Below are 25,676 nucleotides of genomic sequence, written 5' to 3' on the forward strand. Positions count from 1 at the left end.
CTCCGGGCTCAGCCGACGATGTCGATCTCGAACTCCACGTTCGAGCTGTACTCGTAGTCGGCCCACACCGCACCCGGCAGCGCGTACCGCCGGTGCGACACGGTCTTCGGGTTGAATCCGGGTGTCTGCAAGGGATTCCCGCCGACGCCGACCTTGTCGCTGCCCCAGGCGTAGATGTTGCCCTGCCACACGGGCGCGTCGGTGATCCCGTCCCCGTCGATCCGGGGCCGGACGATGATCGCGGCCGACTCGCTGCCGGAGAGCAGCAGCCGCACCGACGTGGTCGAAGCACTCGCCGCAATGGTCCTGCGTTCCATGAGTTCTGTCGTCGCCTTCCGTTTCGGGGCGGCACCGCCGCCGGTCAAGTGGGCGTTCGTGTAGGACTCGTTGAGGTCGACACTGCTCGCACGGATCCCGGAGACGTGCCCGGAGTCCGAGAATTGGTGGATGTCGTAACGGCCGGCGGCCGGATCGGGTTTGGCTCCGTAGCGCGCGATCCAGATGACCAGGTCCTGCACGCCGAACTGGTCCGGGCGCAGCATCTTGGCGTGCGCGTTGTTCATGTAGATCCCGGGGCGGAACCCTTGTGCCGCCACGCGGTTGCAGAACCTGATCGAGAAGTCGCGCTTACGCCCGTCGGGGATGCTCGGTCCCGAACCGGGCGGGTTGTCCTCGAGGTCGAGCATCGGGACACATCCGGTCGCCCCGAGCCGCCGGACCTCCCCGATCAGCACGTCGGCCTGCGCCTCCGGCGAAGGAGTCGGCTGCGCGAAGTGATAGCCCCCCACCGGAATGCCCACCGATCTCGCGCCGGCCACCAGCGCGTCGCCGGTGTTGCGGCCGCCGTTCGGCAGGCCTCCACCGTCGGTGAGCTTGACGAAGACGAACGTCACCCCATGATCCTTGACGGCTTGCCAATTGGTAACGGTTTGAAAGCGACTGTAGATATCTATTCCCAGCGCCATCTCTACAGCCTGACGGGTGAACCTGTTGGACAAAAGGGCCTAGTGGGCGATTACAGGTACGTCCGATTCGCCCTTTCGGGCGGCCCCTCCCTGGCTGACCGCACTCACCCGTGCCCGTACTGTGAGTGTCATGGCGTCTCGAAGCCCCTTTCGCTGGATGACCCGGTGGGCGGACTGGTTCGAAGAGCGCGGCGTCTACGTCCCTGGCGAGGAGAGCCGAGCGGTCGACCCGATGCGCGATTTCGGCTGGTTGATCGTCGCCTGGGTGTCCGGTCTGGCGATCTTCATCCTGTTCTTCGCCTTCGCCGTCTGACCTTCACCGGTGTGTCACCGGGGTGACCACTGTCACTAGCCGTGCCCTTCCGATCACGGATCGGCCACGGCTGTACACCAGGTGCGCCTCAACCCGGCCGTGCCGCTCCTCTCGGCTGCGGAAGACCGTCACTCTGGACTCTTCGGCACTAATGACTACCTCGAACGGCCCACCCGCACCGCCGACTGGAGTAACCGCACATGGCGCCCCCGCGCACCCCGAAGGTCTTGATCGCCGCCTGCTCACTCATGCTGGCGGCCGCGTGTGGGGTGCAGGCACCGGAAAAGGGGGCCGCCGCGCTCGGCGCGGACGCCCCGGCGCAGGGGCTGGCCGCGACACACGCGGAAGGCGACCTCGCGTTCGGCGCCCCGCACCGGTTCCCGACCGGGGTGACGATCGCCGTGTCCGCGCCGAAGTCGTTCCGCCCCAGCGCCTCGGCGTACCCGCAGAGCCCGCGCGCGGTGGCCTTCGGCATCGAGGTGACGAACGCGGGCGACGGCACGTACCGGCTCTCCGGCCTTTCCGTGACCGGCGAGGTCGACGGCGAAACCGCGTCGGTCAAACAGGTCGTCGACCCGACGCAGGGCTACAACGGCATCGCGGACGCCGACAAGGACGTGGTGCCCGGCCGGTCGGTCCACCTGACCCTGGCGTTCGCCGTCCCGGACAAGCCGGTGAAGCTGCGCCTGCAGGTGCGGCCGAGCCCCGCGGAGCCCGTCGCCGCGAAGTACTGCGGAAAGGTCTGACGCCGCCGATTCGCTACCGTGTGCGTCATGACCGAGCAGCGACTCTCCCCCGGCGACAAAGCGCCCGACTTCACCCTCCCCGACAGTGAGGGCAACGACGTCAAGCTCAGCGACTTCCGCGGCAAGTCGGTCGTCGTGTACTTCTACCCGAACGCCGGCACGCCGGGCTGCACGAAGCAGGCCTGCGACTTCCGGGACAGCCTCGCGCAGCTCAACGACGCCGGCTACCAGGTCCTCGGCATCTCGCCGGACAAGCCCGCGAAGCTCGCGAAGTTCGTGGAGGCGGAAGGGCTGACCTTCCCGCTGCTCTCGGACACGGAGAAGACCGTCCTCAAGGCATACAGCGCCTTCGGCGAGAAGAAGAACTACGGCAAGGTCTACGAAGGCGTCATCCGCTCGACGTTCGTCGTCGACGCCGAGGGCAAGATCGCGGTGGCGCAGTACAACGTGCGCGCCACGGGGCACGTCGCGAAGCTTTTGCGGGACCTCTCCCTGGCGTAAGGCCTCGTGAGTGGCGATTCGGGTCAGAACCCAGTGGGTCTCAGGTACTTACTGGATTTGGCCGCTCGATCACAGGTCCGTTCCGTGAAGGACCCCTTCCCTCGGCTCAGCCGAGGAAACTCGCCCTTCACACCAGCCGAAGTACATGAAGGTCCCCTTCCTTGCGATAGGCGCAAGGAAGGGGACCTTCATGTACCTCAGGCGAGCGAGGGCGCCGGGACCGAGTCGGCTGGATGGGTCAACCGGCCAGCTTCCGCAGCTCTCCCACCAAGGCCCGCAACGCCTTCCCCCGATGCGAAGCACCGTCCTTTTCGGACGGGTCCAGCTCGGCCGAAGTCCGCGTCCCGCCTTCCGGCACGAAGATCGGGTCGTACCCGAAGCCGTTGGCACCACGGCGTTCCCGGATCAGCGAGCCTCGCCATTCCCCGCGCACCACGGTTTCGTCGCCGCCGGGGACGACCAGCGCGGCCGCGCACACGAAGGCCGCGCCCATGCGCTCGTCGGGCGTGTCGGACAGTTGCGCCAGCACGAGGTCCAGGTTCGCTTCGTCGTCGCCGTGCTTGCCCGACCAGCGGGCGGAGAGCACGCCCGGCATGCCGTTGAGCGCGTCCACGGCGATGCCGGAGTCGTCGGCGATGGCCGGGAGGCCGGTCGCGGCGGCCGCGTCCTGCGCCTTCGCGAGCGCGTTGCCCTCGAAGTCCGGGGCGACTTCGGGTGCTTCGGGGAACTCGGGGACGTCGGCGAGGCCGATGACCTCGACGCCCTCGATCCCTTCGGCCACCAGGATGCGCCGAAGCTCGCCGAGCTTCTTCGCGTTACGGGTGGCCAGGAGCAGCTTGGTCACTTCGCACCCTTCTTCTTGTCCGGGCGCGGCTCGGGGAGTTCGCCGGGATACGGCAGCGCGAGCGCCTCGGTCTGGAGCCGGGTCAGCTCCTCGCAGCCCGCCTGCGCCATGTCCAGCATGGTGTCCAAAGTGGACCGCGCGAACGTGGCGCCTTCACCGGTGCCCTGCACCTCGATCAGCGTGCCCGCGTCGGTGGCGACGACGTTCATGTCTACCTCCGCGCGCGAGTCCTCTTCGTACGGCAGATCGAGGCGCACCCGGCCGTCGACGACGCCCACGCTCACCGCGGCCACCGAAGACGAAAGCGGCTGCGGGTCGGCGAGGCGGCCCGCGGCGCCGAGCCAGGTGACGGCGTCGGCGAGCGCGACGTAGCCACCGGTCACCGCGGCCGTACGGGTACCGCCGTCGGCCTGGATGACGTCGCAGTCGATGACGATCGTGTTCTCCCCCAGCGCCGCCAGGTCGATGCAGGCGCGCAGGGACCGGCCGATCAGCCGGGAGATCTCGTGCGTGCGGCCGCCGACGCGGCCCTTGATGGATTCGCGGTCGCCGCGGGTGTTGGTCGCCGACGGCAGCATCGCGTACTCGGCGGTGACCCAGCCGAGGCCGGAACCGGCCCGCCAGCGGGGGACACCTTCGGTGACGCTCGCCGCGCACAGCACCCTGGTGTCGCCGAATTCGATCAGCACCGAGCCCGCGGGCCACCGCTGGAAACCCCGGGTGATCTTGATGTCGCGAAGCTGGTCGTCGTTCCTGCCGTCTTTTCTCGCCACGGCCGTCACTCTAGAACCCCGCGTCAGAGGTCGTAGACGGCGCCCTGTTCGACCAGCTCGGCCGCGGGGTACGCGACGGCGGCCTCGGCGAGGACTGCGGCGCGGTCGGTCCAGGGCGCGACGTGGGTGAGCAGCAACCGCCCCACCCCGGCCTTGCGCCCCAGTTCCCCCGCTTCCTTGCCGGACAGGTGGACTCCGGCGGGCCGGTCGGGCGAGTCGGTCCAGGACGCTTCGGACAGCAGAACGTCGACGCCGCCGGCGAGATCGGTGAGGGTGTCGCAGACGCCCGTGTCCCCGGTGTAGGCGAGGGTTTTGCCGCCGTGCTCGAACCGCAGGCCGAACGCCGGGGTCGGGTGGTCGACCGGGACCGCGGTGACCTCGAACGGCCCGATCTCCATGGGCTCGCTCCGCAGGGCGTCGAAGGCGAAGACGTCTGAGAGATCTGTGGCCGCCCGCTCCTCCTCGTTCGCCGCGTAGGCGTACGCGAGCCGCTCGTGCACGTCCGAGGGCCCGTACACCGGTAGCCGGGCAGGCCTCGCCGGGTACGGCAGCGCGGGGTGGTAGCGCCGCAGCACGGTGAGCGCGCTGACGTCGGCGCAATGATCGGGGTGGAGGTGCGAAAGGATCAGCGCGTCCAGGTCGAACGGATCTCGCAGCGCTTGCAGCCTCGCGAGCGTCCCGTTGCCGAGTTCGAGCGCCAGGACGAACCCGTCCGCCTCGAGCAGATAGCCGGACGCGGCGGCGTTGGGCCCGGGGATGCTGCCTGAGCAGCCGAGGATCGTGAGACGCACTGTGACACCTTAAGCACGGAATCGGCGATTTCACGCACTGGTGGGAGCGAGCACACCCGGTGCGAAGCCCATGAACCGCTGAGCCAGCCTGGTGAACGGCTCGGCGGATCCGGTGGCGACGAACTCGTGCCGAGGCGGGGTGTCACGCTCGGCGAGGAGGTCGTCCTCGGTGAGGACTCGCACGAGGTCACGCGCGGTCTCTTCGGCGCTGGACACCAGCGTGACGTCCTGGCCCATGACGATCTGCAGCACCCCGGACAGCAACGGGTAGTGCGTGCAGCCCATGACCAGCGTGTCGACCTGCGCGTCCAGCAAGGGTTCGAGATAGCCCTGCGCGAGCCCGAGCACCTGGCGCCCGGTGGTGATCCCGCGTTCGACGAAGTCCACGAACCGCGGGCACGCGACGCTGGTGATCCGGACGTCCGGCGCGGCGTTGAAGGCGTCGTCGTAGGCGCGGGACCGGACGGTGCCCTCGGTGCCGATCACGCCGATCCGGCCGGAGCGCGTGGCCGAGACGGCCCGGCGCGCGGCCGGGAGGACGACCTCGACCACGGGGACGTCATAACGCTCCCGCGCGTCGCGAAGACAGGCGGCGGAGGCGGTGTTGCAGGCGATGACCAGCGCCTTCACCCCGCCTTCGACGATGTCGTCCAAGGCCGCGAGCGCGTACTGGCGCGCCGTCGCGATGGGAAGCGGACCGTACGGGTTGCGGGCGGTGTCGCCGACGTAGCGCAGCTGCTCACCGGGCAACTGCTCCAGGATCGCCCTGGCGACGGTGAGCCCGCCCACTCCGGAATCGAAGACGCCGATCGGGGCGTCGGCGCTCGGCTTGGTCACCCGGCGAGGCTACCGGGACCGGTCGCTTTCCTGGCCTGGGACCTGTCCATCCGTGCCACCACCCAGGCCGCGAAGACCCCGGACAGCGCCCCGAACAGGTGACCTTGCCAGGAGACGCCGGGGTCACCCGGAAGCAGTCCCCAGAGCATCCCGCTCCAGATCCCGAGCAGCACCACGGCGACCAGGATCTGCCCGACCGCACGGTTGAAGATGCCCCTGACCAGCAGGAAGGCGAGCCAGCCGAAGGCGACGCCGGACGCGCCGACGGTCACCGTGCCGCTCGGCGCGATCAGCCAGACACCGACGCCGGAGAGCACCCAGATGATCGCGGTGACCAGCACCCACCGGCCGATGCCGGCGGCCATCGCGAGGAAGGCGAACACCAGGACCGGGACGGTGTTGGAGAACAGATGCCCCCAGCCCGCGTGCAGCAACGGCGCCCAGAGCACGCCGTCGAGCCCGGAGAAGTCGCGGGCGAGGATGCCGCCCTGGTCGAGGTCGGCGGGCAGGACGACGTCGACCAGCTCGACCAGGTAGAGCAGCACGGTGAAGGCCAGCGCCACGATCGCGGCGGCCTTCGGGTTCGGCGGCAGGACGCGTTTGGCCGGATCCGCACCGGGCGACTCGCTCGCCGGGACCGGCTGGGGAGGCAAAGTGGTCACCTCCCCAGGCTACGACGCGGGACGGCGGGATCGCCTCGGTGAGAACCCTGATTTGTCGGTGGGTCCCGCTACGGTCGCTCGCATGGGGATCCCTACTTCCGAGCGGGTCGACGTGCCCGCCTACCTCGCGCGGCTCGGCGTCGAGCACGAGCCGCCGAGCCTCGACGCGCTCTTCCGGCTGCACGCGGCGCACGTGGAACGGGTGCCGTACGAAGATTTCGAAGTCCAGCTGGGCCGGGTGACGTCGCTGGATCCGGCGGTGTCCTTCGGCCGGATCGCCGCCGGTCGCGGCGGCTACTGCTATCACCTCAACGGCGCGTTCTCGGCGCTGCTGCGCGCTCTCGGCTACCAGGTCACCCGGCATCCGAGCGGGGCGCAGCTCGCCGGCGAGCAGGCTGGGATCCACCTCAACCACCTCGCCCTGACGGTGACCGGGCTGCCCGAGACCCCCGAGGTCGGCTGGCTGGTGGACGTGGGGCTCGGGGACGGCATCCACGAGCCGCTCCCCCTGCGTGAAGGCGAATACAAACAGGGGCCGCTGGTGTTCCGCATGCGCGCCTCCGAGGTCACACCCGGTGGCTGGCGGTTCGACCACGATCCGCAGGGCAGTTTCGTCGGGATGGACTTCGCGCCGGAGACGGCCGTGATGCCGGACTTCGCCGAGAAGCACGTCGAGCTGTCCACCTCCGAGGACTCCGGGTTCGTCCGCACGCTGGTGCTGCAGCGGCGGGACGCCGAGGGCGTGGACTCGCTGCGCGCGCTGACCTTGAGCGGCCTGCCGGGCGGCAAGACCGTGCTGGAGTCACCCGGGGACTGGTGGACGGCGATCGAGGACGTCTTCGGCGTGCCTCGCGGTGGCTTCACCGGTGACGAACAGGACAGGCTGTGGCGGCAGGCCGTCGGCCAGCACGAACGTCATACGGCGGGAGGGAGCGAGGACTTGCCCAGCGCGTAGTCCACGGCCGCTTCGGCGTGCAGCCTGGTGGTGGGGAAGGTCGGCACTTGACTGTCCCCGGGACCGACGAGCAGTTCGATCTCGGTGCAGCCGTAGATCACGCCCTCGGCGCCCGCCTCGACGAGCCTCGCGATGACCTCGCGGTACCGCTCGCGGGACTCCTCGGTGACGACGCCGTGGACGAGTTCGTCGTAGATGATCCGGTGCACCGTTTCGCGGTCTCGTTCGTCCGGGACGAGCACGTCGAGCCCGTGCGCGGCGAGGCGGTCGCGGTAGAACGGCTGGGCCATGGTGAAGCCGGTGCCCAGGAGCCCGGCGCGACTGAGGCCGGCGGCCTTGATCGCGACGGCCGTGGTGTCGGCGAGGTGCAGGAGCGGAATGCCGAGGCCTTCGGTGAGCTGGTCGGCGATCTTGTGCATCGTGTTGGTGCACAGGACGACGAAGTCCGCTCCGGCCGCTTCGAGGTCGCGCGCGGCGCGGTTCAGCTCACGCCCGGCGTCGTCCCAGCGGCCTTCGGCCTGCATCGCCTCTATTTCGGCGAAGTCCACGGAGTAGAGCACGGTGCGCGCGGAGTGGAACCCGCCGCGCAGCTCACGGACGCGCTCGTTGACCAGCCGGTAGTACTCGGCCGACGATTCCCAGCTCATCCCGCCCAGCAACCCGATGACCTTCATGCCGCCATCGTGCCAGCGCGGCAAGCGCAATGAAGGGGCCTTTCATAGCAAATTTTGCTATGAAAGGCCCCTTCATTGCGCTTCGGGAGTCAGGCCCAGAGCTGCCCGTCGAGCCGCTCGGCCGCTTCGTCGAGCGAACCGGAGTAAGCGCCCGTCGACAGGTACTTCCACCCCGCGTCAGCGACCACGAAAGCCACATCGGCGGGCTTCCCCGCGGCGGCGGCCTTCTCGGCGACGGCCAGCGCGGCGTGCAGCACCGCACCGGTCGAGATGCCCGCGAAGATGCCTTCGTGCTCCAGCAGTTCGCGAGTCCGGCGAAGCGCGTCGTACGCGCCGACGGAGTACCGGCCGTTGAGCACGCTCGCGTCGTAGAGCTCCGGGACGAAGCCCTCGTCGAGGTTCCGCAGGCCGTAGACCAGTTCGCCGTAGCGCGGTTCGGCCGCGATGATCTGCACGTCCGGCTTCGCCTCGTGCAGGTACCGCCCGACGCCGACCAGGGTGCCGGTGGTGCCGAGGCCGCCGACGAAATGCGTGAGTGTCGGCAGGTCCTTGAGCAGTTCGGGGCCGGTGCCGCGGTAATGCGCGTCGGCGTTGGCCGGGTTGCCGTACTGGTAGAGCATGACCCAGTCCGGGTTGGCCTCGGCCAGTTCCTTCGCCCGGCGCACGGCCTCGTTGGACCCGCCCGCGGCCGGGGAGAAGACGATCCGTGCGCCGTACGCCTGCAGGAGCTGCTTGCGTTCGGTGGAGGTGTTCTCCGGCATCACGCACACCAGGCCGTAGCCCTTGAGCTTCGCGGCCATGGCGAGCGCGATCCCGGTGTTCCCCGACGTCGGCTCCAGGATCGTGGAGCCGCGCCGGAGGGTGCCTTCACGCTCGGCGGCCTCGATCATCGCCAGTGCGGGGCGATCCTTGATCGAACCGGTCGGGTTGCGGTCCTCCAGCTTCGCCCACAACCGCACGTCGTGGGTGGGCGAAAGCCGAGGAAGGCCGACCAGCGGGGTACCGCCGAGCGCGTCGAGCAGGGACTCGAAGCGAGCCATCGATCAGCCACCGGCCACAGCGGGCAGGATGGTCAGGGTGTCGCCGTCCTTGACCTCGGCTTCGAGACCACCGGAGAAGCGGACGTCCTCGTCGTTGACGTAGACGTTGACGAAGCGGTGCAGCTTCTCTTCCTTGACCAGGCGGGCCTTGAGGCCGCCGTGGCGGGACTCGATGTCGTCGATCACCTCGAGCACGGTCTTGCCGGTCGCCTCGACGGACTTCTCGCCGCCGGTGTGCGTACGCAGGATGGTCGGGATGGACACGGTCACGGCCATGGTTTTCTACCTCCGGTGGGTTCTCTCTACGCAGACGTTCGGGCCGGTCCGGGTTATTCCGGACAGGGGTTCAGCCGATGATCTCGACGGGCTCCTCGGTGATCTCCCCGTCCACGATCCGGTAAGACCGGAACTGGTGCGAATCGGGGTCCTTGGTGGAGACGAGCACGTAGTGCGCGTCGGGTTCCGAGGCGTACGAGACATCGGTGCGGGACGGATAGGCGTCGGTCGCGGTGTGCGAGTGGTAGATGACCACCGGGACCTCGTCGTTGGCGTCCATCTCGCGATAGAGCTTGAGCAGATCGCCCGAGTCGAATTCGTAGAACGTGGGCGAGCGCGCCGCGTTCAGCATCGGGATGTACCGCTCGGGGCTGTCCGACCCCTCGGGACCGGCGATCACCCCGCACGCCTCATCGGGATGGTCACGACGGGCATGGGCGACGATCTCGTCGACGAGTTCACGGCGGATCCGGAGCACATCGCACATCTTAGGTGCTGGACGCGGCCGGTCCACACTCTGAGATTGCCGCCACTCGATCCCGCGTTTCGTCCTCCGGATGCGGTCCTTGCGCGTGCAACTACCGCATCCAGAGGACGAAACGCGAAGTCAGTGGTCAGGTGAGGGCTTCGGGCCAGACGTCGCGATACGCGCGCATGTCCCCGGCCGAAGTGGCCGAAAGCACGCCGTGCACCATCGCCCGGCCGAACACCCGCGCGGCCGCGGAGCACAGCGTGTCCAGCACCATCGCGCGCCGCGCCGCCGCGACGGGACCCGCGCCGCCGGGCAATTCCCGGTCGCCGGTCGCCAGCGCGAACACCGTGTCGCCGTCGAACATCGTGTGCGCCGGGCGGACCGCCCTGGCGAGACCGTCCTGCGCGGCCACCGCGAGCCGTCGCGCCTCCGCCTTGGACAGCGCCGCGTCGACCGCGACCACGCCGATGGTCGTGTTGAGCCCCGCCGCCTTCGCCTCGACCTCGCCGGGCCGATCGGGCCAGCGGACGCCGAACTCGCCGTCGACCTCGTGATCCGCCGCGAAAGCGCGGCCCGTCGACAGGTCAACGGCCTCGCCGGCGGCGTTCACGGCGGCGACGACGCCGACGGTGAACTCCCCGACTCGTTCCGAAGCGGTCCCGATCCCACCTTTGAGCGATCCCGCCTTCGCGCCTGCGCCCGCACCGACGGTTCCCAGCGGCACTGGACCTCCGACAGCCGCTTCGCAAGCCGCGTAACCGAAAGAAGCGTCCGGACGGTTGCCCCAGTCACCGCGCGGCAGGTCGAACAGCACCGCCGCGGGCACGATCGGCACCACCTCGTGCGGTTGTGTGCCGACCGGGATCCCCAGGTTCCGCTCGGCGAGCCAGCGCATGACGCCGTCCGCCGCGGCCAGGCCGTACGCGCTCCCACCGGACAGGCAGATCGCGTTCACGTGCTGGACCAGGTTCTCCGGCTCCAGCAGGTTGGTCTCCCGCGTGCCGGGCGCGCCGCCGCGCTGGTCGACGGCGCCGACCGCGCCGCCGGGGACCAGCACGACCGTCGTCCCGGTCGCCCAGCCGTCGCCGACCCGCTCGTGATGCCCGACCAGTACGCCGGGAACGTCGGTGATCACGAAGTCAGCGACTGGATGAGGGTCTCCTGCACCCACGTCAGCCAGTGGTAGACGCCGAGATGCGGCGCGCGGGGATCGTCCTCGGGCAGTTCGTCGGGCATGTCCTCGGTGACGTCGAGCGCGGTGCCCAGCGCCAGCCGGACGTCGTTGAGCGCGCCCAGCCACGCGTCAGCCTGCTCGAAGGTCAGGCGCACGTTCCCGCCGTCCCGCGGCAGGGTGTCCAGCACGATCTTGGCGACGCCGACCTTCTTGTCCAGCAGCTCGGGCTCGTGGAGCGACCGCATCGCGGCGGCCGAGTCGATGTCCTCGCGGGTCGGGTTGTCCGGGTCCAGCTTGTGGAAGTCCGGCAGCAGCCGTGAGAGCACCGGGTCGTCCGGCGACTCCGTCGGCCCGGTGCGGATCCCGGTCAGCTCCGCCAGCTCGTCCTGCGGCGCCTCCTCGGCGCGCGCGGTGAGCATGTCCTCCAGCTGGCTGACCAGACCGCGCAGGACCGCGGCCTCCTGCTGTTCGAACCCGGCGACGATGGTCTCGCCCTTGCGGCGCCATCCGTTCATGAAGGCTGCTCCATCGTGGCCCAGAGCCCGGCCGCGTGCAGTTTCGCGACGTCGGTCTCCACCTTCTCCTTCGAACCGGAGGACACGATCGCCTTGCCCTTCTGGTGCACGTCGAGCATCAGCTTCGTCGCGTGGTCCCGGCTGTAACCGAACAGCTTCTGGAACACGTACGTCACGTACGACATGAGGTTCACCGGATCGTTCCAGACGACCGTCCGCCAGGGCTTGTCCTCAGAGACGACCTCTACTCCCTGTGGATCAACCTGCGTCTGCTCGGATGCGACAGGCGTGGACATGCACTCCATGGTGTCACGGGCCCAACCCGGTACGGGTTGGCAGGTCCGGCCATGTGGGTGAATAGGCTGGCGGCATGGGTTTCCCCGAGGCGGCCTCTGGCGCCAGCACCGCGCTGCTCACCGACCACTACGAGCTGACCATGCTGGCCAGCGCCCTGTCCGACGGGACCGCGGACCGGCCGTGCGTCTTCGAGGTCTTCGCACGTCGCCTGCCCGACGGCCGCCGCTACGGTGTCGTCGCGGGCACCGGGCGGGTCCTCGACGCGATCGCCGACTTCCGGTTCACCGACGCCGAGCTGAGCCAGCTGGAGGCGACGGCCGTCGTCGACGACGCCACCCTTTCGTGGCTCGCGGACTACTCCTTCTCAGGGAACATCGACGGTTATGCCGAGGGCGAGCTCTACTTCCCCGGCTCCCCGATCATGACCGTCACGGGTTCCTTCGGCGAGGCCGTCGTGCTGGAGACGCTGATCCTCTCGATCCTCAACCACGACAGCGCGATCGCCTCCGCGGCGGCGCGGATGTCGGGCGCCGCGCACGGCAGGCCGATCATCGAGATGGGCGGCCGCCGCACGCACGAGTACGCCGCCGTCGCCGCCGCGCGCGCCGCGTACCTCGCCGGATTCGCGACGACCTCCAACCTCGAAGCGGGCCGCCGCTACGGCATCCCGACGCGGGGCACCGTCGCGCACGCCTTCATGTTGCTGCACGACAGCGAAGAGGAGGCGTTCCGCGCGCAGGTCGACAAGATGGGCGCCGACACCACCCTCCTGGTGGACACCTACGACATCACCAAGGGCATCGAAACGGCCGTGCGGGTGGCCGGGACCGAACTCGGCGCGATCCGCATCGACTCCGGCGACGTGGGCCCGCTGGCGCGCAAGGCCCGCGAGCAGCTGGACTCCCTCGGCGCCAAGGACACCCGGATCGTGGTGTCCGGCGACCTCGACGAACACGCCATCGCGGCGCTGCGGGCGGAACCGGTCGACGCGTACGGCGTCGGGACCTCGGTCGTCACCGGCTCCGGCGCGCCGACCGCCGGGATGGTCTACAAGCTCGTCGAGGTCGACGGCAAGCCGGTCGCCAAGCGCAGCGCGCACAAGGAATCCCGCGGCGGACGGAAATCGGCGCTGCGGCGGCACCGCGACACCGGCACCGCCGTCGAAGAGGTGATCTGGACCGACGGCTCGGCGGTACCGGAACAGGGACCGAACGACCACGAATTGCAGATTCCGCTGGTCCGGGACGGCCGGACGGTGGATGATTTGCCCACGCTGGACGACGCGCGCCAGCGGCTCCGGCGGGCGCTGGTGAGCCTGCCGTGGGAAGGCCTCAAGCTCTCGCACGGGGAGCCCGCCATCCCGACCGTATTCGTCTAAAGAGAACTCAGGAGCAACACATGGGGACCGCCTTGATCGTGGTCGATGTGCAGAACGACTTCTGCGAAGGCGGGTCGCTCGGCCTGCCCGGTGGCGCAGCCGCCGCCGAAGCGATCTCCAAGCAGGCCGCGGAAGGCGGCTACGCGCACGTCGTCGCCACCCGCGACTACCACATCGACCCGGGCGACCACTTCAGTGAGACGCCGGACTTCAAGGACAGCTGGCCGCGGCACTGCGTCGCGGGCACCTCCGGCGCGTCGTTCCACCCCGCGCTCGACGTGGTCCCGATCAGCGAGGTCTTCTCCAAGGGCGAGTACTCCGCCGCGTACTCCGGTTTCGAGGGCAACGCGCGCGACGGCAAGACGCTCGACGCCTGGCTGAAGGAGCGCGAAGTCACCGAGGTCGACGTCGTCGGCATCGCGGCCGACTTCTGCGTCCGCGCGACGGCGCTCGACGCCGCGAAGGCGGGCTTCAAGGTCCGGGTGCTGCTGGACCTCACCGTCGGCGGTTCGCAGCCGACGGTCGACGCCGCGCTGAAGGACTTCGACGAGGCAGGCGTCACCTACACCGGAAAGGCGCCGGTCCCGGCCGCATGATCCAGCACGACCTTCAGGACACTTTGATCGAAAACCGGCTCGTCGCGATCCTGCGGGCCGCGGACGCGAGCCGGTTCGCCGACGCCGCCACGGTGCTGCACGCGGCGGGGGTGCGGGTGCTCGAAGCGGCGTTGACCACGCCGGGCGCCACGGACGCCATCTCGGTCATCCGCAAGAAGCTCGGCGACGACGCGCACGTCGGCGCCGGGAGCGTGCGCGAGGTGTCCGATGTGGACATCGCGGCGGACGCGGGCGCGACGTTCCTGGTCACGCCGACGGTGAACCCGCTGGTGCTGGAACGCGCGCACGAACGCGGGCTGCCGGTGATCTGCGGAGCGCTGACCCCCACCGAGATCGACCAGGCCTGGCGCCTCGGCGCGGCGGCGGTGAAGGTGTTCCCGATCGCCGCCGTCGGCGGGATCGCCTACCTGCGGGCGATCCGGGCGCCGTTGCCGGACATCCCGCTCGTGCCGACCGGCGGCGTCCACCTGGCCGACGTCGCGAAGTACCTGGAAGCGGGTTCGATCGCCGTCGCGGCCGCCACGCCGCTGCTCGGTGACGCGCTCACCTCCGCCGGGTCGCTGACGGACCTCGCGACCCGGGCGGGCGAGTTCGTCGCCGCTGCCGCGAAGTACGTCTCGCGCACCTGACGCGTTTAGTCCTCTGGATGCGGTACTTGCGTGTGCAAGGACCGCATCCAGAGGACGAAATGCGAGGGATCAGGGCTTCTTCTTGCCGTAGGGATCGCAGCGCGCGGTCCCGAGGTAGATGTCGCCCTTCGCCGGTCCGTCGCCCTGCGGGAACAGCTTGATGTGCAGCATGTGCGTCACGAGGCTCCCGTCGGGCGGCGCCGGCGTGACGGTCTCGTTGACCGTGAGCGACGCCAGCGCCGTCCCGCCCTTGCCACCGGCGATGGTCAGCCGGTAGTTCTGCGGGATGTTCTCCGGCAGCGTGAAGCCGGTGACGTCGCCGAACTCGATGTAGCCGAGGCTGCCGTCCTTGGTGGTACTGCATTTCGCCATGAACGTGCGGACCTTGATCACCGGGCCGCCGAACCGCTTGAGCAGCGTGGTCTCGAAGCGCCGCCCGGCCGCCTCGCCGATGGCCGCCGCACCGTTCCGGCCGCAGCGCGACTCTCCGCCGCCGAACCGGGCGAAGTCGCCGGTGGACCCGCCCCGGGTCGTCGCGGTCAAGGGCCCGTCGACGTCACACGGCGCGAGCTCGCCGGTGACCACGTGCTCGTCGCCGATCTCCACGTCGAGCGAACCCACCGACGCGGACGCCGTCGCGGGCGCCGGATCGGCCGACGCGACCGCCGGACCGCCCGTCACCAGCGCCCCGGTCAGCATCGTCACCGACAACAGCCTCGAAACGGGTTTCTTCATGTCCGGCAGCCTCCACCAAGTGCCAGACCCGCGCAGGTCCACGCCACCCGGACGAGTGGACGGGCGATGACCGTGAGGTGCCCGACATTCGGTCCAAGGCCCGTCTTCTGCCGTTAACCTCGGTTCACATTCGTGTACTCATAGGAGGTCTGAGTGTCTTCGCTGTCCGTGGCCGGCACCCGTCCGGTTCTCGCCGACCTCGTTCCCGGCGCACTGGTCCGTGACGCCGTCCTGGTCGCTGGTGGCGCCGCCCTGACCGGCGCGGCGGCCCAGATCCTGATCCCGGTGCCCGGCTCGCCGGTGCCGATGACCGGCCAGACGTTCGCCGCCCTGTTCGTCGGCGCGGCGCTGGGCTGGAAGCGCGGCGCGCTGTCGATGGCGCTGTACCTCGCCGTCGGCGCGGCGGGCTTCGGCTGGTTCCAGAACGGTTCGTCGGGCCTGTTCGGCGCCAGCGCCGGCTACATCGTCGGTTTCGTCTTCGCCGGCGCCCTGGTGGGCGCGCTCGCCGGCCGCGGCGGAGACCGCACGCCGCTGCGCACGGCGGGGACCATGGTGCTGGGCAACCTCGCCATCTACTCGATCGGCGTGCCGTGGCTGATGGCGTCGACCGGCTTCGGCCTGTCGACCGCGCTCGAAAAGGGTGTCGTGCCGTTCCTGATCGGGGACGCGCTGAAGATCGCCGTCGCGGCCGCGCTGCTTCCGGCGACCTGGGCGCTCGTCTCGCGCTTCCGTAAGGAGTCGTGACCGGCCCTTTCACCGCTCCACGCGCTGCAATGAAGGGGCCTTTCATAGCAAAATTTGCTATGAAAGGCCCCTTCATTGCACGGGGCGGACGATCTTGACGGTGCCCCCGGCTATCGTCTTGTCCCGTGCCCTCCCGTGCTGATTTCCCCGGTGTCCTCGAACTCCTGACCCACGCGGTCGAGTCCGTGGGCGGTGCCGAGCGCGAGGGCCAGGTCCAGATGGCGGACGCCGTCGGCCGCGCCATCCGCACCGGCGAGCACCTGGCCGTCCAGGCGGGCACCGGCACCGGGAAGTCGTTGGCCTATCTCGTTCCCGCGATCCGGCACGCGGTCGAGAAGGAGGCCACGGTCGTGGTCTCCACGGCCACCATCGCGCTGCAGCGCCAGCTGGTCGACAGGGATCTCCCCCGGCTGGCGAAGGCGCTCAAGAAGCCCCTCGGCCGCGAACCCACCTTCGCGATCCTCAAGGGGCGCCGTAACTATCTCTGCCTCCACCGGCTCGATTCCGGCGCCCCGGACGAGCCGGAGGATCAGCAGCTGTTCGACCCGTTCGCCGTCTCCCGGCTGGGCAAGGAGGTCACACGGCTGCGGGAATGGTCGTCCGACACCGAGACCGGAGACCGTGACGAGCTGGTCCCCGGCGTCTCGGACCAGGCCTGGCGCCAGGTATCCGTCACCGCCAAGGAATGCCTGGGCGCCTCACGCTGCCCCATCGGCACCGACTGCTTCGCGGAACGGTCCCGCGCCGAGGCGGGCAAGGCCGACGTCGTGATCACCAACCACGCGCTGCTGGCGATCGACGCGCTGCAGGGGTACCAGGTGCTCCCGGACCACGACCTGGTGATCATCGACGAGGCGCACGACCTCGTCGACCGCGTGACCTCGGTGGCGACGGGCGAGCTGACCAGCGGCATGGTCTCCGCCGCCGCGCGGCGCTGCGGGAAACTGGTCGACGACGAGGTCGCGGATCAGCTGCTCGAAGCGAGCGACGGGCTGGCCCTGATCCTCGACGACTTACCGTCGGGCCGCATGGACTCGCTGCCGCAGGCCCTCACCGGCGCCATCCCCGCCGTCCGCGACGCCGCGCACCGCTGCCTCACCTCGCTCGGCAAGGACCGGAAGGAGGACGTCGACGAGGCCACCGCCCGCAAACTGGCGCGGTCGCTGCTCGAAGAGGTCCACGACACCGCGGTCCGGCTGCTCGAAGCCTTCGACGACGACAAGGCGCATCAGCGCGACGTCGTCTGGCTGACCGGGGACCGCTTCTCCACGAACCCGCGTCCGCCCGCGCTGAAGGTCGCTCCGCTGGGGGTGGCAGGCCTGCTGCGGGAGCGTGTCTTCAACCAGCACACGACCGTCCTCACCTCGGCGACGCTGACCCTGGGCGGCACGTTCGACACCATGGCCCGGCAGTGGGGTCTCCCGCCCGGCGGGGCCAGGGTCGAAAAGGCACCGGGCGCGGCGACCGACAAGGCCGCCCCGGCCGACACCGACGACGCCGACGGCCCGAAGTGGACCGGACTCGACGTCGGCTCCCCGTTCGACCACAAACGCAACGGCATCCTCTACCTGGCCAAGCATCTGCCGCCGCCGGGCCGGGACGGGCTGCAGCCCTCGACGATGGACGAGCTGGCCGAGCTGATCGAGGCCGCGGGCGGGCGCACGCTCGGCCTGTTCTCCTCGATGCGCGCGGCGAAACAGGCCACCGAGGAGATGCGGGAGCGGCTCGACCTGCCGATCCTCTGCCAGGGCGACGACGCCACCGGCCTGCTGGTGCAGAAGTTCTCCGAGGACGCGCGCACCTGCCTGTTCGGCACACTGTCGCTGTGGCAGGGCGTCGACGTGCCCGGTCCGTCGCTCCAGCTCGTCGTGGTCGACAGGATCCCGTTCCCGCGCCCGGACGACCCGGTGTCGTCGGCGCGGCAGCGAGCCGTGGAGGCCAGGGGCGGCAACGGTTTCCTCACCGTCGCGGCCACGCACGCCGCGCTGCTGCTCGCCCAGGGCACCGGGCGGCTGCACCGCTCGGTCACCGATCGCGGCGTCGTGGCGATCCTGGACTCGCGGCTGGCCAACGCCCGCTACGGCGGATTCCTGCGGGCCTCGCTGCCGCCGTTCTGGCCGACCATGGACCCGAAAGTCGCCCGCGACGCGCTGCGCCGCCTCGACGCCGCCGCCCCGGCCTGAGTGGCCTGGAACACGGCCGAGTACCGTTAACGGAACGCCGAAGACAGGGAGAACCGGTTGTCCCACGAGTCGCCCAACGCACAATCCCGGACGGTCAGCGTCGATGACACCGGAGTGCGGCGCCAGCTCGCGGACGGAAGCGAGGAAGCCGTCAAGTGGTCCGAGCTGTCCGCGGTGGTGGTCAGAGTGATCCCTGAAGGCCCGTGGAAGGAAGACGTCTTCTTCATGCTCGCCGGCGCCGACGGGAAGGGCACCGCGATCCCCAGCGGCGACCCGGCCGCCGACGCGCTGATCGAGCGGCTGCAGACGCTGCCCGGCTTCGACAACGAGAAGTTCATCGAGGCCATGACCACCGACGCCGACGAGGCGTACGTGGTCTGGAGCGCCGAAGGCCACGCCGCCAAGCACTAGCCAAGTGCAATGAAGGGGCCTTTCATAGCAAAATTTGCTATGAAAGGCCCCTTCATTGCACGCGAGGGCGCTTACTCGGTCGGGAAGCTTTCCGTCACCGGGATGCCCTTCTTCAACGTCCGGCTCACCGTGCACAGCCGCTCGATGGCCCGGTCCACCGCCGTCGCCAGCGCCTCCCGATCCGGAGCGGACAGCGAGGACACGTCGACGTCGAAAGCCACATGGACGGCGTCGAGCTCCGAAGCGCCTTCGCGCCTGTCCGCGGTCACGCCGACCCGGAACTTCGAGTCCTCCCCGATCCGGCGCGTGATGAGGTTCTCGGCGGTGACGGCCGAGCAGCCCGCCGCCGCGATCTGAAGCAGTTCGGCGGGCGAGAACGCGCCCTCGGCGCCCTTGCGGCCGATCACGACCTCGGCACCGCGTTCGTTGCGGCCGATGAACCGGTGCTCACCGTCGCGCTGGACTTCCAAAGACACGCTCTACTCCTTCAGTGTCTGTCGACGAACCCGCATCCTTCAGAGGGGCGGCAGCCTGGGGGCGATCTCGCCGGCGAGCCGTTCCGCGGCCGGGCACATCTCCTCCGGCCGCTTGACCTTGTCCGAAACGTAGATCTCCACCGTCTCGATCATGGCACGACCGTCGCCGGTGAACGTCCGGTGCGGGATCTCCGCCTGACAAGCCTTCCACTCGGCCGAGACTTCGACGAAGGCTTCCCGCGATCCGAGAGCGACACGCCTGCCATCGTCCTGGAACGGTGCCCACTCCCGTTCGAACCGGATCGTCACCTCGGTCTCGCGATGGTTCCAGTAGCACTCCCAGTTGCCGAAGACCGGATCCGGCTTGGCCGGGCCACCGACGATCGCCTGCGGCAGGTCCCCGCCCAGCACGCAGGCGTCGAGGCTCCCGAGCGTCCCGGCGGCGAAGGGCGCGGGACGGCGCTTGAGCGGCTCCCGGTTCAGCACCTCGGCCGCGTGCGCGGCGACCGGGTCGACGTAATCGCACAGGTGGGCGTGCCAGTTCTGGAGGTGCCGCGAGCGCACCTCGATCTGGTTGCCGTCCGGCAGCTCGATACCCCGCTGGCACTTCTCCTCGGTGTCGCTCGGCCACTCGCGCACACGCAGCTGTCCGGGCGCGGGCTTCTCCAGCATCGGCGACCCGGGAATCGTCAGTTCGAGCCGGACGTCGACGACATCGCCCTCGTCAGGGCTCAGCCGCACGAGGACACCGCAACCGTTGTAGTTGCCCATGGCGGAATTCAGCTGCGGAGTCCCGTACTGCTTCAGCACGGACGGGTCGACCAGCGCGCAGGGATCAGCCGTTCGCGGATCGCCGACCGAGTCCATCGGGGTCGTGGCGGCCGCGATCGACGCCGGTTCCCTCGTGACGTAGACCAGCCCGGCGGCCAGCACCAGCGCGGCCGCGACGGCTCCGATCGCGACGGCACGCCGGGGCATCCGGAACCGTCGCGGCCGGACGGGAGCGGCGACGTCCGCGAACTCGGCCAGCAGTTCGGCGGCGCGGACGGCGTCCGGCCGCCCGGCGGGCCTGCGCCGCAGCAGCTCGGTCAGCACCGACGCCAGCGGCCCCGCCCGGCGGATCGGCTCCAGGGTGTACGAGGTCGCGCGCCGCAGCTGGACGAAGGGTCCGACGCTCGGGTCTCCCCACACCGAGGTGCCCTCGACGGCGGTGAACAGCGTCGCGCCGAGCGAGAACACGTCCGCGGCGGCGCCCGCCTGCTGCCCTTCGGCCATCTCGGGCGCGACGTAGCCGGGGGTCCCGACGTCGAGGCCGCCACCGGTCCGGGTGACCTCGGCCCACTGCGCGATCCCGAGGTCGGTGAGTTTGGCGGTGCCGTCCTCGGCCACCAGGACGTTGCCCGGTTTGAGGTCGCGATGGACCATGCCCTTCTCGTGCATCGCGGCGAGCGCCGCGGCGAGCTGGACGCCGATCTTCGCCACCTTGCCGGGCGAAAGCGGGCCGTCGGTGTCGATGATGTCGGCGAGGCTGCGCGAGGGCAGGTACTCCATGACGAGCCAGCGATCGTCACCGTCGATCACGGCGTCGAAAACGGTGACCACGTTCGGGTGATGCAGGCCCGCGCCGATCCGCGCCTCACGCCGGATCTGGCCGCTGTCCCCGGCCTGCGAGCGCTTGAGGGCGACGACCCGGCCCAGGTCCTGGTCGGTGGCACGCCAGACGACACCCATGCCCCCGGCGCCGATCCGCTCCTCCAAGCGGTAGCGCCCTGCGATCAGACGGTCACCCATGCGGGGAGTATATGAGGCTAAGCCCTTTGGGCTAGGACCGTGACTGTTCCGGGAACGACTTCGGTGAAGCCGGCGTCCCGGACCGCGACGACACCGTCACGGCGCCACGAGCCTTCGGGATCCTCGACCGGGCACAGCGCCTTCCAGGTCGCGACCGGCGGCGTCCGCACCGAGCACCGGAACCCGGTCTCGGCCCAGGCCGCCCGTTCGGCCTCGTCCAGCAGCGAGGCCAGGATCATCGTCGCGTGGCCGACCTGGGCCGCCCCCTTGCCGACGGTCATCGCGACTTCGGGGTTCAGCAGCAACCGAGGGAGTCCGCCGGGCGCAGGCCCCGGCTCGTCGGCGGGGAGTTCGCTACCGGAGATCTGGAGCCGCGAGACCTCTTTCGGGGAATCGGCGACGCGGCCGGGGACGAGCGCCCGCGCCTGGGCGCCGTCAACCTCGATCGTGATGCCCGGCAGCTCCTGGACCGCCTGCCAGTGCGCGCCGCGCGCCCGCCGGGCGACCTTGCGGATCCGGCCGTCGACCCACGCCTTGAGCGGTTCGTGCCATTCGCCCTCGGGCTCGGCGCGTTCGTCGAGACAGACGGCGATCGCGGCGGCCGCGGCGGCCTCCAGCAAAGCGGTCCGGGACGGCGGTTCGGCGCGTTCCATCCGCAGGATCACCGGCATGGCGCGGACCTCGGCGGGATCCTCGTCGGAGGTGTCCACCGTGTCCTCGGCGGGCAACCCCAGCCAGTACGCGTAGCGCGCGGCCAGCGGCTCCAGGACGCTCATGGCCGGGAAAGCTCGAGACCGTCGGCCGCGTCGGCCGCCTCGATCTCGCCCCTGGTGACCCCGAGCAGGAACAGCACGGCGTCGAGGTACGGGTGCGAAAGCGCGGTGTCGGCGACCTCGCGCAACGCGGGCTTCGCGTTGAAGGCGACACCCATCCCGGCGACCGACAGCATGTCGATGTCGTTCGCCCCGTCACCGACGGCGACGCACTGCTGCAGCGAGATCTCGTACTCTTCGGCGAAGCGGCGAAGCGCCTTCGCCTTGCCCGCGCGGTCGACGATCTCCCCGACCACCCGGCCGGTGAGCTTGCCGTCGACGACTTCGAGCTCGTTCGCGGCGGCGAAGTCGAGGCCGAGGTCGTCCACGAGGGACTGGATGATCTTGGTGAACCCGCCCGAAACGACCCCGCAGCGGAACCCCATCCGCTTCAGCGTGCGGATGGTCGTGCGCGCGCCCGGGGTGAGCTCGATCGACGCGGCGACCTCGTCTAGCACCGTTTCCGGGAGCCCTTCGAGCAGCGCGACCCGGCGTTCCAGCGACTCGCCGAAGTTCAGCTCGCCACGCATCGCGGCCTCGGTGATCTCGCGGACCTGCGGTTCGACGCCGGCGTGCGCGCCGAGCATCTCGATGACCTCGCCCTGGATCAGCGTGGAATCGACGTCGAAGACGACCAGGCGCTTGGCGCGGCGGGCCAGCCCGGCCCGCTCGACGGAGATGTCGATCCCGGCCTCGACGGCGGCGTCCGCCAGCGCGGTGCGCAGCGCGGCGTCGGCCTCCGGGGTGTCCTGGGCGAGCGAGGCGTACAGCTCCAGCCCGGTCACCGGGTAGTCGGCGACACTGCGGATCGAGTCGATGTTGACGTCCAGCGCGGCGAGGCGGCGTGCGACGTCGGAGAACGCCCGCGCGGTCACCGGGCGGCCGAGCATCAGCAGGACATGCGTCGAGTCCTTCTGGCCGATGGCGAACGGGTCGGCGCCGATGGCCGAGCCGATCTTCACCTCGACCTCCATGCCGACCGAGGCCATCGCCTGCTCGACGTATTCCTGCAGGCCCTCGGGGTCGCGGTACACCCCGGCGAGCACGCCGAGCACCAGCTGGCCGCGGATGACCACCTGCTCGACGTCGAGGACGTCGACGTCGTGGCGTGACAGCACGGCGAACAGGACCGAGGACACCCCCGGCTTGTCGGGACCGGTGGTGGTGATGAGAACTGGTGTCTGCGTCACGGGCCTCAGTCTTCCCTAGCCGGACACGAAAAAGGCGCGTGCCTTGCCTCGGTGTGAGGCAGGGCACGCGCCATTTCCGCTTATCGGGTCACTGCTCGCTGGCGTTGTCCTTGGAGTGATCACCCGGCATGGCCGCCTCGGTGAGCACCTGGGACGGCGCACGGTGGGTGTTGACCTTCTGCTTCCCGAAGAAGCCGATCTCACCCTCCTTGTGGATGCGCTCGACCATATGCGGATAGTGCAGCTCGAACGCGGGGCGCTCGGACCGGATCCGGGGCAGCTCGGTGAAGTTGTGCCGCGGCGGCGGGCAGGACGTCGCCCATTCGAGCGAGTTGCCGTAGCCCCACGGGTCGTCCACCGTGACGATCTCGCCGTACCGGTAGCTCTTGAAGACGTTCCAGATGAACGGCAGCGTCGAGGCACCGAGGATGTACGCGCCGATCGTGGAGATCGTGTTCAGCGTGGTGAACCCGTCGGACTGCAGGTAGTCCGCGTACCGGCGCGGCATGCCTTCGGCACCCAGCCAGTGCTGCACGAGGAACGTGGCGTGGAAGCCGATGAACGTGGTCCAGAAGTGCCACTTGCCGAGCTTCTCGTCCATCATGCGACCGGTGATCTTCGGGAACCAGAAGTAGATCCCGGCGAACGTGGCGAACACGATCGTGCCGTAGAGCACGTAATGGAAGTGCGCGACGACGAAGTAGCTGTCGGACACGTGGAAGTCGATCGCCGGCGCGGCCAGCATGATGCCGGTCAGCCCGCCGAAGAGGAACGTGACGATGAAGCCCATCGAGAAGATCATCGGCGTCTCGAAGGACAGCTGGCCCTTCCACATCGTGCCGATCCAGTTGAAGAACTTCACGCCGGTCGGGACCGCGATCAGGAAGGTCATGAAGGAGAAGAACGGCAGCAGCACGGCGCCGGTCGCGTACATGTGGTGCGCCCACACGGCCACCGACAGCGCGGCGATCGCCAGCGTCGCCCAGACCAGGCCCTTGTACCCGAAGATCGGCTTGCGGCTGAAGACCGGGAAGATCTCCGACACGATCCCGAAGAACGGTAGGGCGACGATATAGACCTCTGGATGGCCGAAGAACCAGAACAGGTGTTGCCAGAGGATCACGCCGCCGTTCGCGGGGTCGAACACATGCGCCCCGAGATGCCGGTCCGCCAGCAGGCCCATCAGCGCCGCGGTCAGGATCGGGAACGCCAGCAGGATCAGGATGCTGGTGACCAGGATGTTCCAGGTGAAGATCGGCATCCGGTACATCGTCATGCCCGGGGCGCGCAGGCAGACCACCGTGGTGATCATGTTGACGCCACCGAGGATGGTGCCGAGACCCGACACGACCAGACCGGAGATCCACAGGTCGGCGCCGACGCCGGGCGAGTGGATGGCGTCCGACAGCGGGGTGTAGGCGAACCAGCCGAAGTCGGCGGCGCCACCCGGGGTCAGGAAGCCGGACATCACGATCAGGCCGCCGAAGAGATACAGCCAGTACGAGAACGCGTTCAGCCGCGGGAAGGCCACGTCGGGCGAACCGATCTGCAGCGGCAGCACGAAGTTCGCGAATCCGAAGAGGATCGGCGTCGCGTACAGCAGCAGCATGATCGTGCCGTGCATCGTGAACAGCTGGTTGTACTGCTCCTGCGAAAGGAACTGCTGCCCGGGACGCGCCAGCTCGGAGCGGATCAGCATCGCCATCGCGCCGCCCACCATGAAGAAGGCGAACGACGTGACCAGGTACATGATGCCGATTTGCTTGTGGTCCGTCGTGCGGAACAACCGCAGCAGGTACGAACCCTTAACCGACTCGCGCGCGGGATACGGGCGCGTGGCGATCGGCTTGGGGGCTACGGCCGTCACTCCTGCCTCCAACACTCAAACCTTGTGGTGGTCAATGTTCTGCCGTCGGCCGGGTTCGGGACCCATTTCGGCGGCTAGTGGGGATCGTAGCCCTCACTACCGACCGTCGCGCGCACCGGCTGGCAAGATCGCGTCGTGACCGACCACTACACACGCGAGGGAGTGGCCGCGGCCATCGCTGTCGGTGACCGGTTCGGGCTTCCGACCGGGGCTCCCGAGGTCCTGCATTTCAAGTCGAACGTGCTGGTGAGGCTGGGTCCGGTGGTGGCGCGGGTGCCGGGCACGACGCGCTTCGCCCGTCCGTCCCCAGAGGACTGGCTCACGCGCGACGTCGAGCTGTCGAGGTACCTCACGGAAAGTGATGTGCTCGTCGTCTCACCCACCACGGATCCCCCGGCCGGACCGCATTTCGCCGACGGCCTGCCGGTCACTCTCTGGCACTACACGCCGCACGAGCCGGGCCACACCCTGTCTCCGCGCGAGGTGGCGGTTTCGCTCGCCCGGGTGCACGCCGCGCTCGCGGACTACCCCGGTGAGCTGCCCGAACTCGGACCGGTCCGTGAACTCCGGACCCTGCTCGACCGGAGCGGCTCGCTCCTGGGCGACGCCGCGCCCCGGCTGTACGAAGAACTCGAACGGGTCGCGGCCGCCCTGCCGGCGGAGGACGCCAGGCCGCTGCACGGTGACGCCCATCGGGGGAACGTCGTCGCGACGGCGGCCGGGCCGTGCTGGCTGGACTTCGAGGACACCTGGCGCGGACCGCTCGGCTGGGACCTCGGCGTGCTGTACGCGGAGGCCGGGCGCGAGACCTTGGACGCGTACCCGGCGGACGTCGCGCCCTCGTCGCTGGAGCCGTTCATCGCGGTGCGGCGGTTGTTCGAGCTCCCTTGGCGGTTCGTGATCGCGCAGCGGTTCCCGGAGCGGCTCGGGGAAGCCGAAGCGGCCCTGGAGCGCTACTTCTCCTCTCGCAATTAGTCCTCTGAATGCGGTGGTTGGCGATACGAACTA

General features: G+C 69.6%; 30 protein-coding genes. 11 read left to right on the plus strand and 19 right to left on the minus strand.

The window, feature by feature from the left end:
• Positions 1-8: 8 nt before the first annotated feature.
• The gene (locus IE302_RS14565) at positions 9-965 is read right to left on the minus strand and encodes a glycoside hydrolase family 25 protein (RefSeq protein ID WP_268246754.1); all 957 of its coding nucleotides are present in this window, start codon (positions 963-965) and stop codon (positions 9-11) included.
• 130 nt (positions 966-1,095) lie between these two features.
• Here IE302_RS14565 and IE302_RS14570 point away from each other — a divergent pair, with 130 nt between their 5' ends.
• The 3 genes from IE302_RS14570 to bcp all read left to right on the plus strand — a co-directional run bounded on the left by IE302_RS14570 (position 1,096) and on the right by bcp (position 2,525).
• Entirely contained in the window at positions 1,096-1,278 is a 183-nt protein-coding gene (locus IE302_RS14570) for a hypothetical protein (protein WP_026466904.1), read from the plus strand.
• Between the two features lie 200 nt (positions 1,279-1,478).
• Positions 1,479-2,024, plus strand: coding sequence for a hypothetical protein (locus IE302_RS14575; protein ID WP_191255062.1), 546 nt, complete (start codon positions 1,479-1,481; stop codon positions 2,022-2,024).
• Positions 2,025-2,051: 27 nt separating this feature from the next.
• Positions 2,052-2,525: a thioredoxin-dependent thiol peroxidase gene (gene bcp, locus IE302_RS14580; protein ID WP_191255063.1), complete on the plus strand. Its 474-nt coding sequence runs from the start codon at positions 2,052-2,054 to the stop codon at positions 2,523-2,525.
• 238 nt (positions 2,526-2,763) lie between these two features.
• Here bcp and rdgB read toward each other — a convergent pair whose 3' ends face one another.
• The 5 genes from rdgB to IE302_RS14605 are packed head-to-tail and all read right to left on the minus strand — an operon-like array spanning position 2,764 to position 6,432.
• Complete coding sequence (gene rdgB, locus IE302_RS14585) at positions 2,764-3,369, minus strand: RdgB/HAM1 family non-canonical purine NTP pyrophosphatase (protein ID WP_191255064.1); 606 nt, start codon at positions 3,367-3,369, stop codon at positions 2,764-2,766.
• On the minus strand, positions 3,366-4,142 hold the full coding sequence (gene rph, locus IE302_RS14590) for a ribonuclease PH (RefSeq protein ID WP_039919459.1): 777 nt from the start codon (positions 4,140-4,142) through the stop codon (positions 3,366-3,368). The genes rdgB and rph overlap by 4 nt, the downstream gene beginning before the upstream one ends.
• Positions 4,143-4,165: 23 nt before the next feature.
• On the minus strand, positions 4,166-4,933 hold the full coding sequence (locus tag IE302_RS14595; protein WP_191255065.1) for an MBL fold metallo-hydrolase: 768 nt from the start codon (positions 4,931-4,933) through the stop codon (positions 4,166-4,168).
• Between the two features lie 30 nt (positions 4,934-4,963).
• Entirely contained in the window at positions 4,964-5,770 is an 807-nt protein-coding gene (murI, locus tag IE302_RS14600) for a glutamate racemase (RefSeq protein WP_191255066.1), read from the minus strand.
• Positions 5,767-6,432, minus strand: coding sequence for a rhomboid family intramembrane serine protease (locus IE302_RS14605; protein WP_373307975.1), 666 nt, complete (start codon positions 6,430-6,432; stop codon positions 5,767-5,769). Before IE302_RS14605 ends, murI begins: the two co-directional genes overlap by 4 nt.
• Positions 6,433-6,514: 82 nt before the next feature.
• Here IE302_RS14605 and IE302_RS14610 point away from each other — a divergent pair, with 82 nt between their 5' ends.
• Positions 6,515-7,387, plus strand: coding sequence for an arylamine N-acetyltransferase family protein (locus IE302_RS14610; protein ID WP_191255067.1), 873 nt, complete (start codon positions 6,515-6,517; stop codon positions 7,385-7,387).
• Here the strand turns inward: IE302_RS14610 and IE302_RS14615 are convergent.
• The 7 genes from IE302_RS14615 to clpS all read right to left on the minus strand — a co-directional run bounded on the left by IE302_RS14615 (position 7,348) and on the right by clpS (position 11,834).
• Positions 7,348-8,061, minus strand: a complete 714-nt coding sequence (locus tag IE302_RS14615; protein ID WP_191255068.1) for an aspartate/glutamate racemase family protein — start codon at positions 8,059-8,061, stop codon at positions 7,348-7,350. The two genes, IE302_RS14610 and IE302_RS14615, sit on opposite strands and share 40 nt — an antisense overlap.
• An 89-nt stretch (positions 8,062-8,150) precedes the next feature.
• Positions 8,151-9,101, minus strand: coding sequence for a PLP-dependent cysteine synthase family protein (locus tag IE302_RS14620; protein ID WP_034308799.1), 951 nt, complete (start codon positions 9,099-9,101; stop codon positions 8,151-8,153).
• Positions 9,102-9,104: 3 nt separating this feature from the next.
• Positions 9,105-9,377: a MoaD/ThiS family protein gene (locus IE302_RS14625; RefSeq protein WP_005165659.1), complete on the minus strand. Its 273-nt coding sequence runs from the start codon at positions 9,375-9,377 to the stop codon at positions 9,105-9,107.
• A gap of 70 nt (positions 9,378-9,447) precedes the next feature.
• Entirely contained in the window at positions 9,448-9,855 is a 408-nt protein-coding gene (locus tag IE302_RS14630) for a M67 family metallopeptidase (RefSeq protein WP_007028263.1), read from the minus strand.
• Between the two features lie 136 nt (positions 9,856-9,991).
• Complete coding sequence (locus tag IE302_RS14635; protein WP_191255069.1) at positions 9,992-10,984, minus strand: P1 family peptidase; 993 nt, start codon at positions 10,982-10,984, stop codon at positions 9,992-9,994.
• Positions 10,981-11,538 (minus strand): DUF2017 domain-containing protein, encoded by a 558-nt coding sequence (locus tag IE302_RS14640; RefSeq protein WP_191255070.1) that lies wholly within the window; start codon positions 11,536-11,538, stop codon positions 10,981-10,983. Before IE302_RS14640 ends, IE302_RS14635 begins: the two co-directional genes overlap by 4 nt.
• The gene (gene clpS / locus IE302_RS14645; RefSeq protein WP_005165655.1) at positions 11,535-11,834 is read right to left on the minus strand and encodes an ATP-dependent Clp protease adapter ClpS; all 300 of its coding nucleotides are present in this window, start codon (positions 11,832-11,834) and stop codon (positions 11,535-11,537) included. Before clpS ends, IE302_RS14640 begins: the two co-directional genes overlap by 4 nt.
• Positions 11,835-11,908: 74 nt before the next feature.
• Here clpS and IE302_RS14650 point away from each other — a divergent pair, with 74 nt between their 5' ends.
• From IE302_RS14650 to IE302_RS14660, 3 genes are read left to right on the plus strand one after another with little or no spacing between them, the layout of a single operon-like run.
• Entirely contained in the window at positions 11,909-13,213 is a 1,305-nt protein-coding gene (locus IE302_RS14650; protein WP_191255071.1) for a nicotinate phosphoribosyltransferase, read from the plus strand.
• 20 nt (positions 13,214-13,233) lie between these two features.
• Positions 13,234-13,809 (plus strand): nicotinamidase, encoded by a 576-nt coding sequence (locus IE302_RS14655; RefSeq protein WP_191255072.1) that lies wholly within the window; start codon positions 13,234-13,236, stop codon positions 13,807-13,809.
• Positions 13,806-14,459, plus strand: coding sequence for a bifunctional 4-hydroxy-2-oxoglutarate aldolase/2-dehydro-3-deoxy-phosphogluconate aldolase (locus IE302_RS14660; protein ID WP_191255073.1), 654 nt, complete (start codon positions 13,806-13,808; stop codon positions 14,457-14,459). The genes IE302_RS14655 and IE302_RS14660 overlap by 4 nt, the downstream gene beginning before the upstream one ends.
• A gap of 69 nt (positions 14,460-14,528) precedes the next feature.
• On the opposite strand, the gene IE302_RS14665 is transcribed toward IE302_RS14660, so the two are convergent.
• Positions 14,529-15,194, minus strand: a complete 666-nt coding sequence (locus tag IE302_RS14665) for a choice-of-anchor P family protein (protein WP_191255074.1) — start codon at positions 15,192-15,194, stop codon at positions 14,529-14,531.
• 153 nt (positions 15,195-15,347) lie between these two features.
• Between IE302_RS14665 and IE302_RS14670 the strand changes: the two genes are divergently transcribed.
• The 3 genes from IE302_RS14670 to IE302_RS14680 all read left to right on the plus strand — a co-directional run bounded on the left by IE302_RS14670 (position 15,348) and on the right by IE302_RS14680 (position 18,532).
• Entirely contained in the window at positions 15,348-15,938 is a 591-nt protein-coding gene (locus tag IE302_RS14670; protein ID WP_191255075.1) for a biotin transporter BioY, read from the plus strand.
• A gap of 125 nt (positions 15,939-16,063) precedes the next feature.
• Positions 16,064-18,121 carry an ATP-dependent DNA helicase gene (locus tag IE302_RS14675; protein WP_191255076.1) on the plus strand — a complete coding sequence of 686 codons (2,058 nt, stop codon included), beginning with the start codon at positions 16,064-16,066 and terminating at the stop codon, positions 18,119-18,121.
• Between the two features lie 57 nt (positions 18,122-18,178).
• Positions 18,179-18,532, plus strand: a complete 354-nt coding sequence (locus IE302_RS14680; protein WP_191255077.1) for a hypothetical protein — start codon at positions 18,179-18,181, stop codon at positions 18,530-18,532.
• 71 nt (positions 18,533-18,603) lie between these two features.
• On the opposite strand, the gene IE302_RS14685 is transcribed toward IE302_RS14680, so the two are convergent.
• The 5 genes from IE302_RS14685 to ctaD form a co-directional block, all read right to left on the minus strand.
• Entirely contained in the window at positions 18,604-19,008 is a 405-nt protein-coding gene (locus IE302_RS14685) for an OsmC family protein (protein ID WP_191255078.1), read from the minus strand.
• A gap of 39 nt (positions 19,009-19,047) precedes the next feature.
• A complete protein-coding gene (locus IE302_RS14690) occupies positions 19,048-20,799 on the minus strand; it encodes a serine/threonine-protein kinase (protein WP_191255079.1) in 1,752 nt (583 codons plus the stop codon).
• A 17-nt stretch (positions 20,800-20,816) separates the two neighbouring features.
• The gene (locus tag IE302_RS14695) at positions 20,817-21,575 is read right to left on the minus strand and encodes a peptidyl-tRNA hydrolase (RefSeq protein WP_191255080.1); all 759 of its coding nucleotides are present in this window, start codon (positions 21,573-21,575) and stop codon (positions 20,817-20,819) included.
• Entirely contained in the window at positions 21,572-22,801 is a 1,230-nt protein-coding gene (gene serB / locus IE302_RS14700; protein ID WP_191255081.1) for a phosphoserine phosphatase SerB, read from the minus strand. Before serB ends, IE302_RS14695 begins: the two co-directional genes overlap by 4 nt.
• Positions 22,802-22,889: 88 nt before the next feature.
• The gene (gene ctaD, locus IE302_RS14705; RefSeq protein WP_191255082.1) at positions 22,890-24,668 is read right to left on the minus strand and encodes an aa3-type cytochrome oxidase subunit I; all 1,779 of its coding nucleotides are present in this window, start codon (positions 24,666-24,668) and stop codon (positions 22,890-22,892) included.
• A gap of 135 nt (positions 24,669-24,803) precedes the next feature.
• Here ctaD and IE302_RS14710 point away from each other — a divergent pair, with 135 nt between their 5' ends.
• A complete protein-coding gene (locus IE302_RS14710; RefSeq protein ID WP_191255083.1) occupies positions 24,804-25,643 on the plus strand; it encodes a phosphotransferase in 840 nt (279 codons plus the stop codon).
• Positions 25,644-25,676 lie beyond the last annotated feature (33 nt).

This window comes from Amycolatopsis oliviviridis (genome assembly GCF_014654365.1).
Classification (GTDB): Bacteria; Actinomycetota; Actinomycetes; order Mycobacteriales; family Pseudonocardiaceae; genus Amycolatopsis; species Amycolatopsis oliviviridis.

Coding starts and splice junctions, on each gene's coding strand:
- IE302_RS14610 (WP_191255067.1), top strand. CDS start 6,515: ATGGGGATCCCTACTTCCGAGCGGGTCGACGTGCCCGCCTACCTCGCG.
- IE302_RS14570 (WP_026466904.1), top strand. CDS start 1,096: ATGGCGTCTCGAAGCCCCTTTCGCTGGATGACCCGGTGGGCGGACTGG.
- IE302_RS14625 (WP_005165659.1), bottom strand. CDS start 9,377: ATGGCCGTGACCGTGTCCATCCCGACCATCCTGCGTACGCACACCGGC.
- IE302_RS14650 (WP_191255071.1), top strand. CDS start 11,909: ATGGGTTTCCCCGAGGCGGCCTCTGGCGCCAGCACCGCGCTGCTCACC.
- IE302_RS14575 (WP_191255062.1), top strand. CDS start 1,479: ATGGCGCCCCCGCGCACCCCGAAGGTCTTGATCGCCGCCTGCTCACTC.
- IE302_RS14640 (WP_191255070.1), bottom strand. CDS start 11,538: ATGAACGGATGGCGCCGCAAGGGCGAGACCATCGTCGCCGGGTTCGAA.
- IE302_RS14565 (WP_268246754.1), bottom strand. CDS start 965: ATGGCGCTGGGAATAGATATCTACAGTCGCTTTCAAACCGTTACCAAT.
- clpS (WP_005165655.1), bottom strand. CDS start 11,834: ATGTCCACGCCTGTCGCATCCGAGCAGACGCAGGTTGATCCACAGGGA.
- IE302_RS14620 (WP_034308799.1), bottom strand. CDS start 9,101: ATGGCTCGCTTCGAGTCCCTGCTCGACGCGCTCGGCGGTACCCCGCTG.
- IE302_RS14660 (WP_191255073.1), top strand. CDS start 13,806: ATGATCCAGCACGACCTTCAGGACACTTTGATCGAAAACCGGCTCGTC.
- IE302_RS14615 (WP_191255068.1), bottom strand. CDS start 8,061: ATGAAGGTCATCGGGTTGCTGGGCGGGATGAGCTGGGAATCGTCGGCC.
- IE302_RS14665 (WP_191255074.1), bottom strand. CDS start 15,194: ATGAAGAAACCCGTTTCGAGGCTGTTGTCGGTGACGATGCTGACCGGG.
- IE302_RS14690 (WP_191255079.1), bottom strand. CDS start 20,799: ATGGGTGACCGTCTGATCGCAGGGCGCTACCGCTTGGAGGAGCGGATC.
- IE302_RS14695 (WP_191255080.1), bottom strand. CDS start 21,575: ATGAGCGTCCTGGAGCCGCTGGCCGCGCGCTACGCGTACTGGCTGGGG.
- bcp (WP_191255063.1), top strand. CDS start 2,052: ATGACCGAGCAGCGACTCTCCCCCGGCGACAAAGCGCCCGACTTCACC.
- IE302_RS14655 (WP_191255072.1), top strand. CDS start 13,234: ATGGGGACCGCCTTGATCGTGGTCGATGTGCAGAACGACTTCTGCGAA.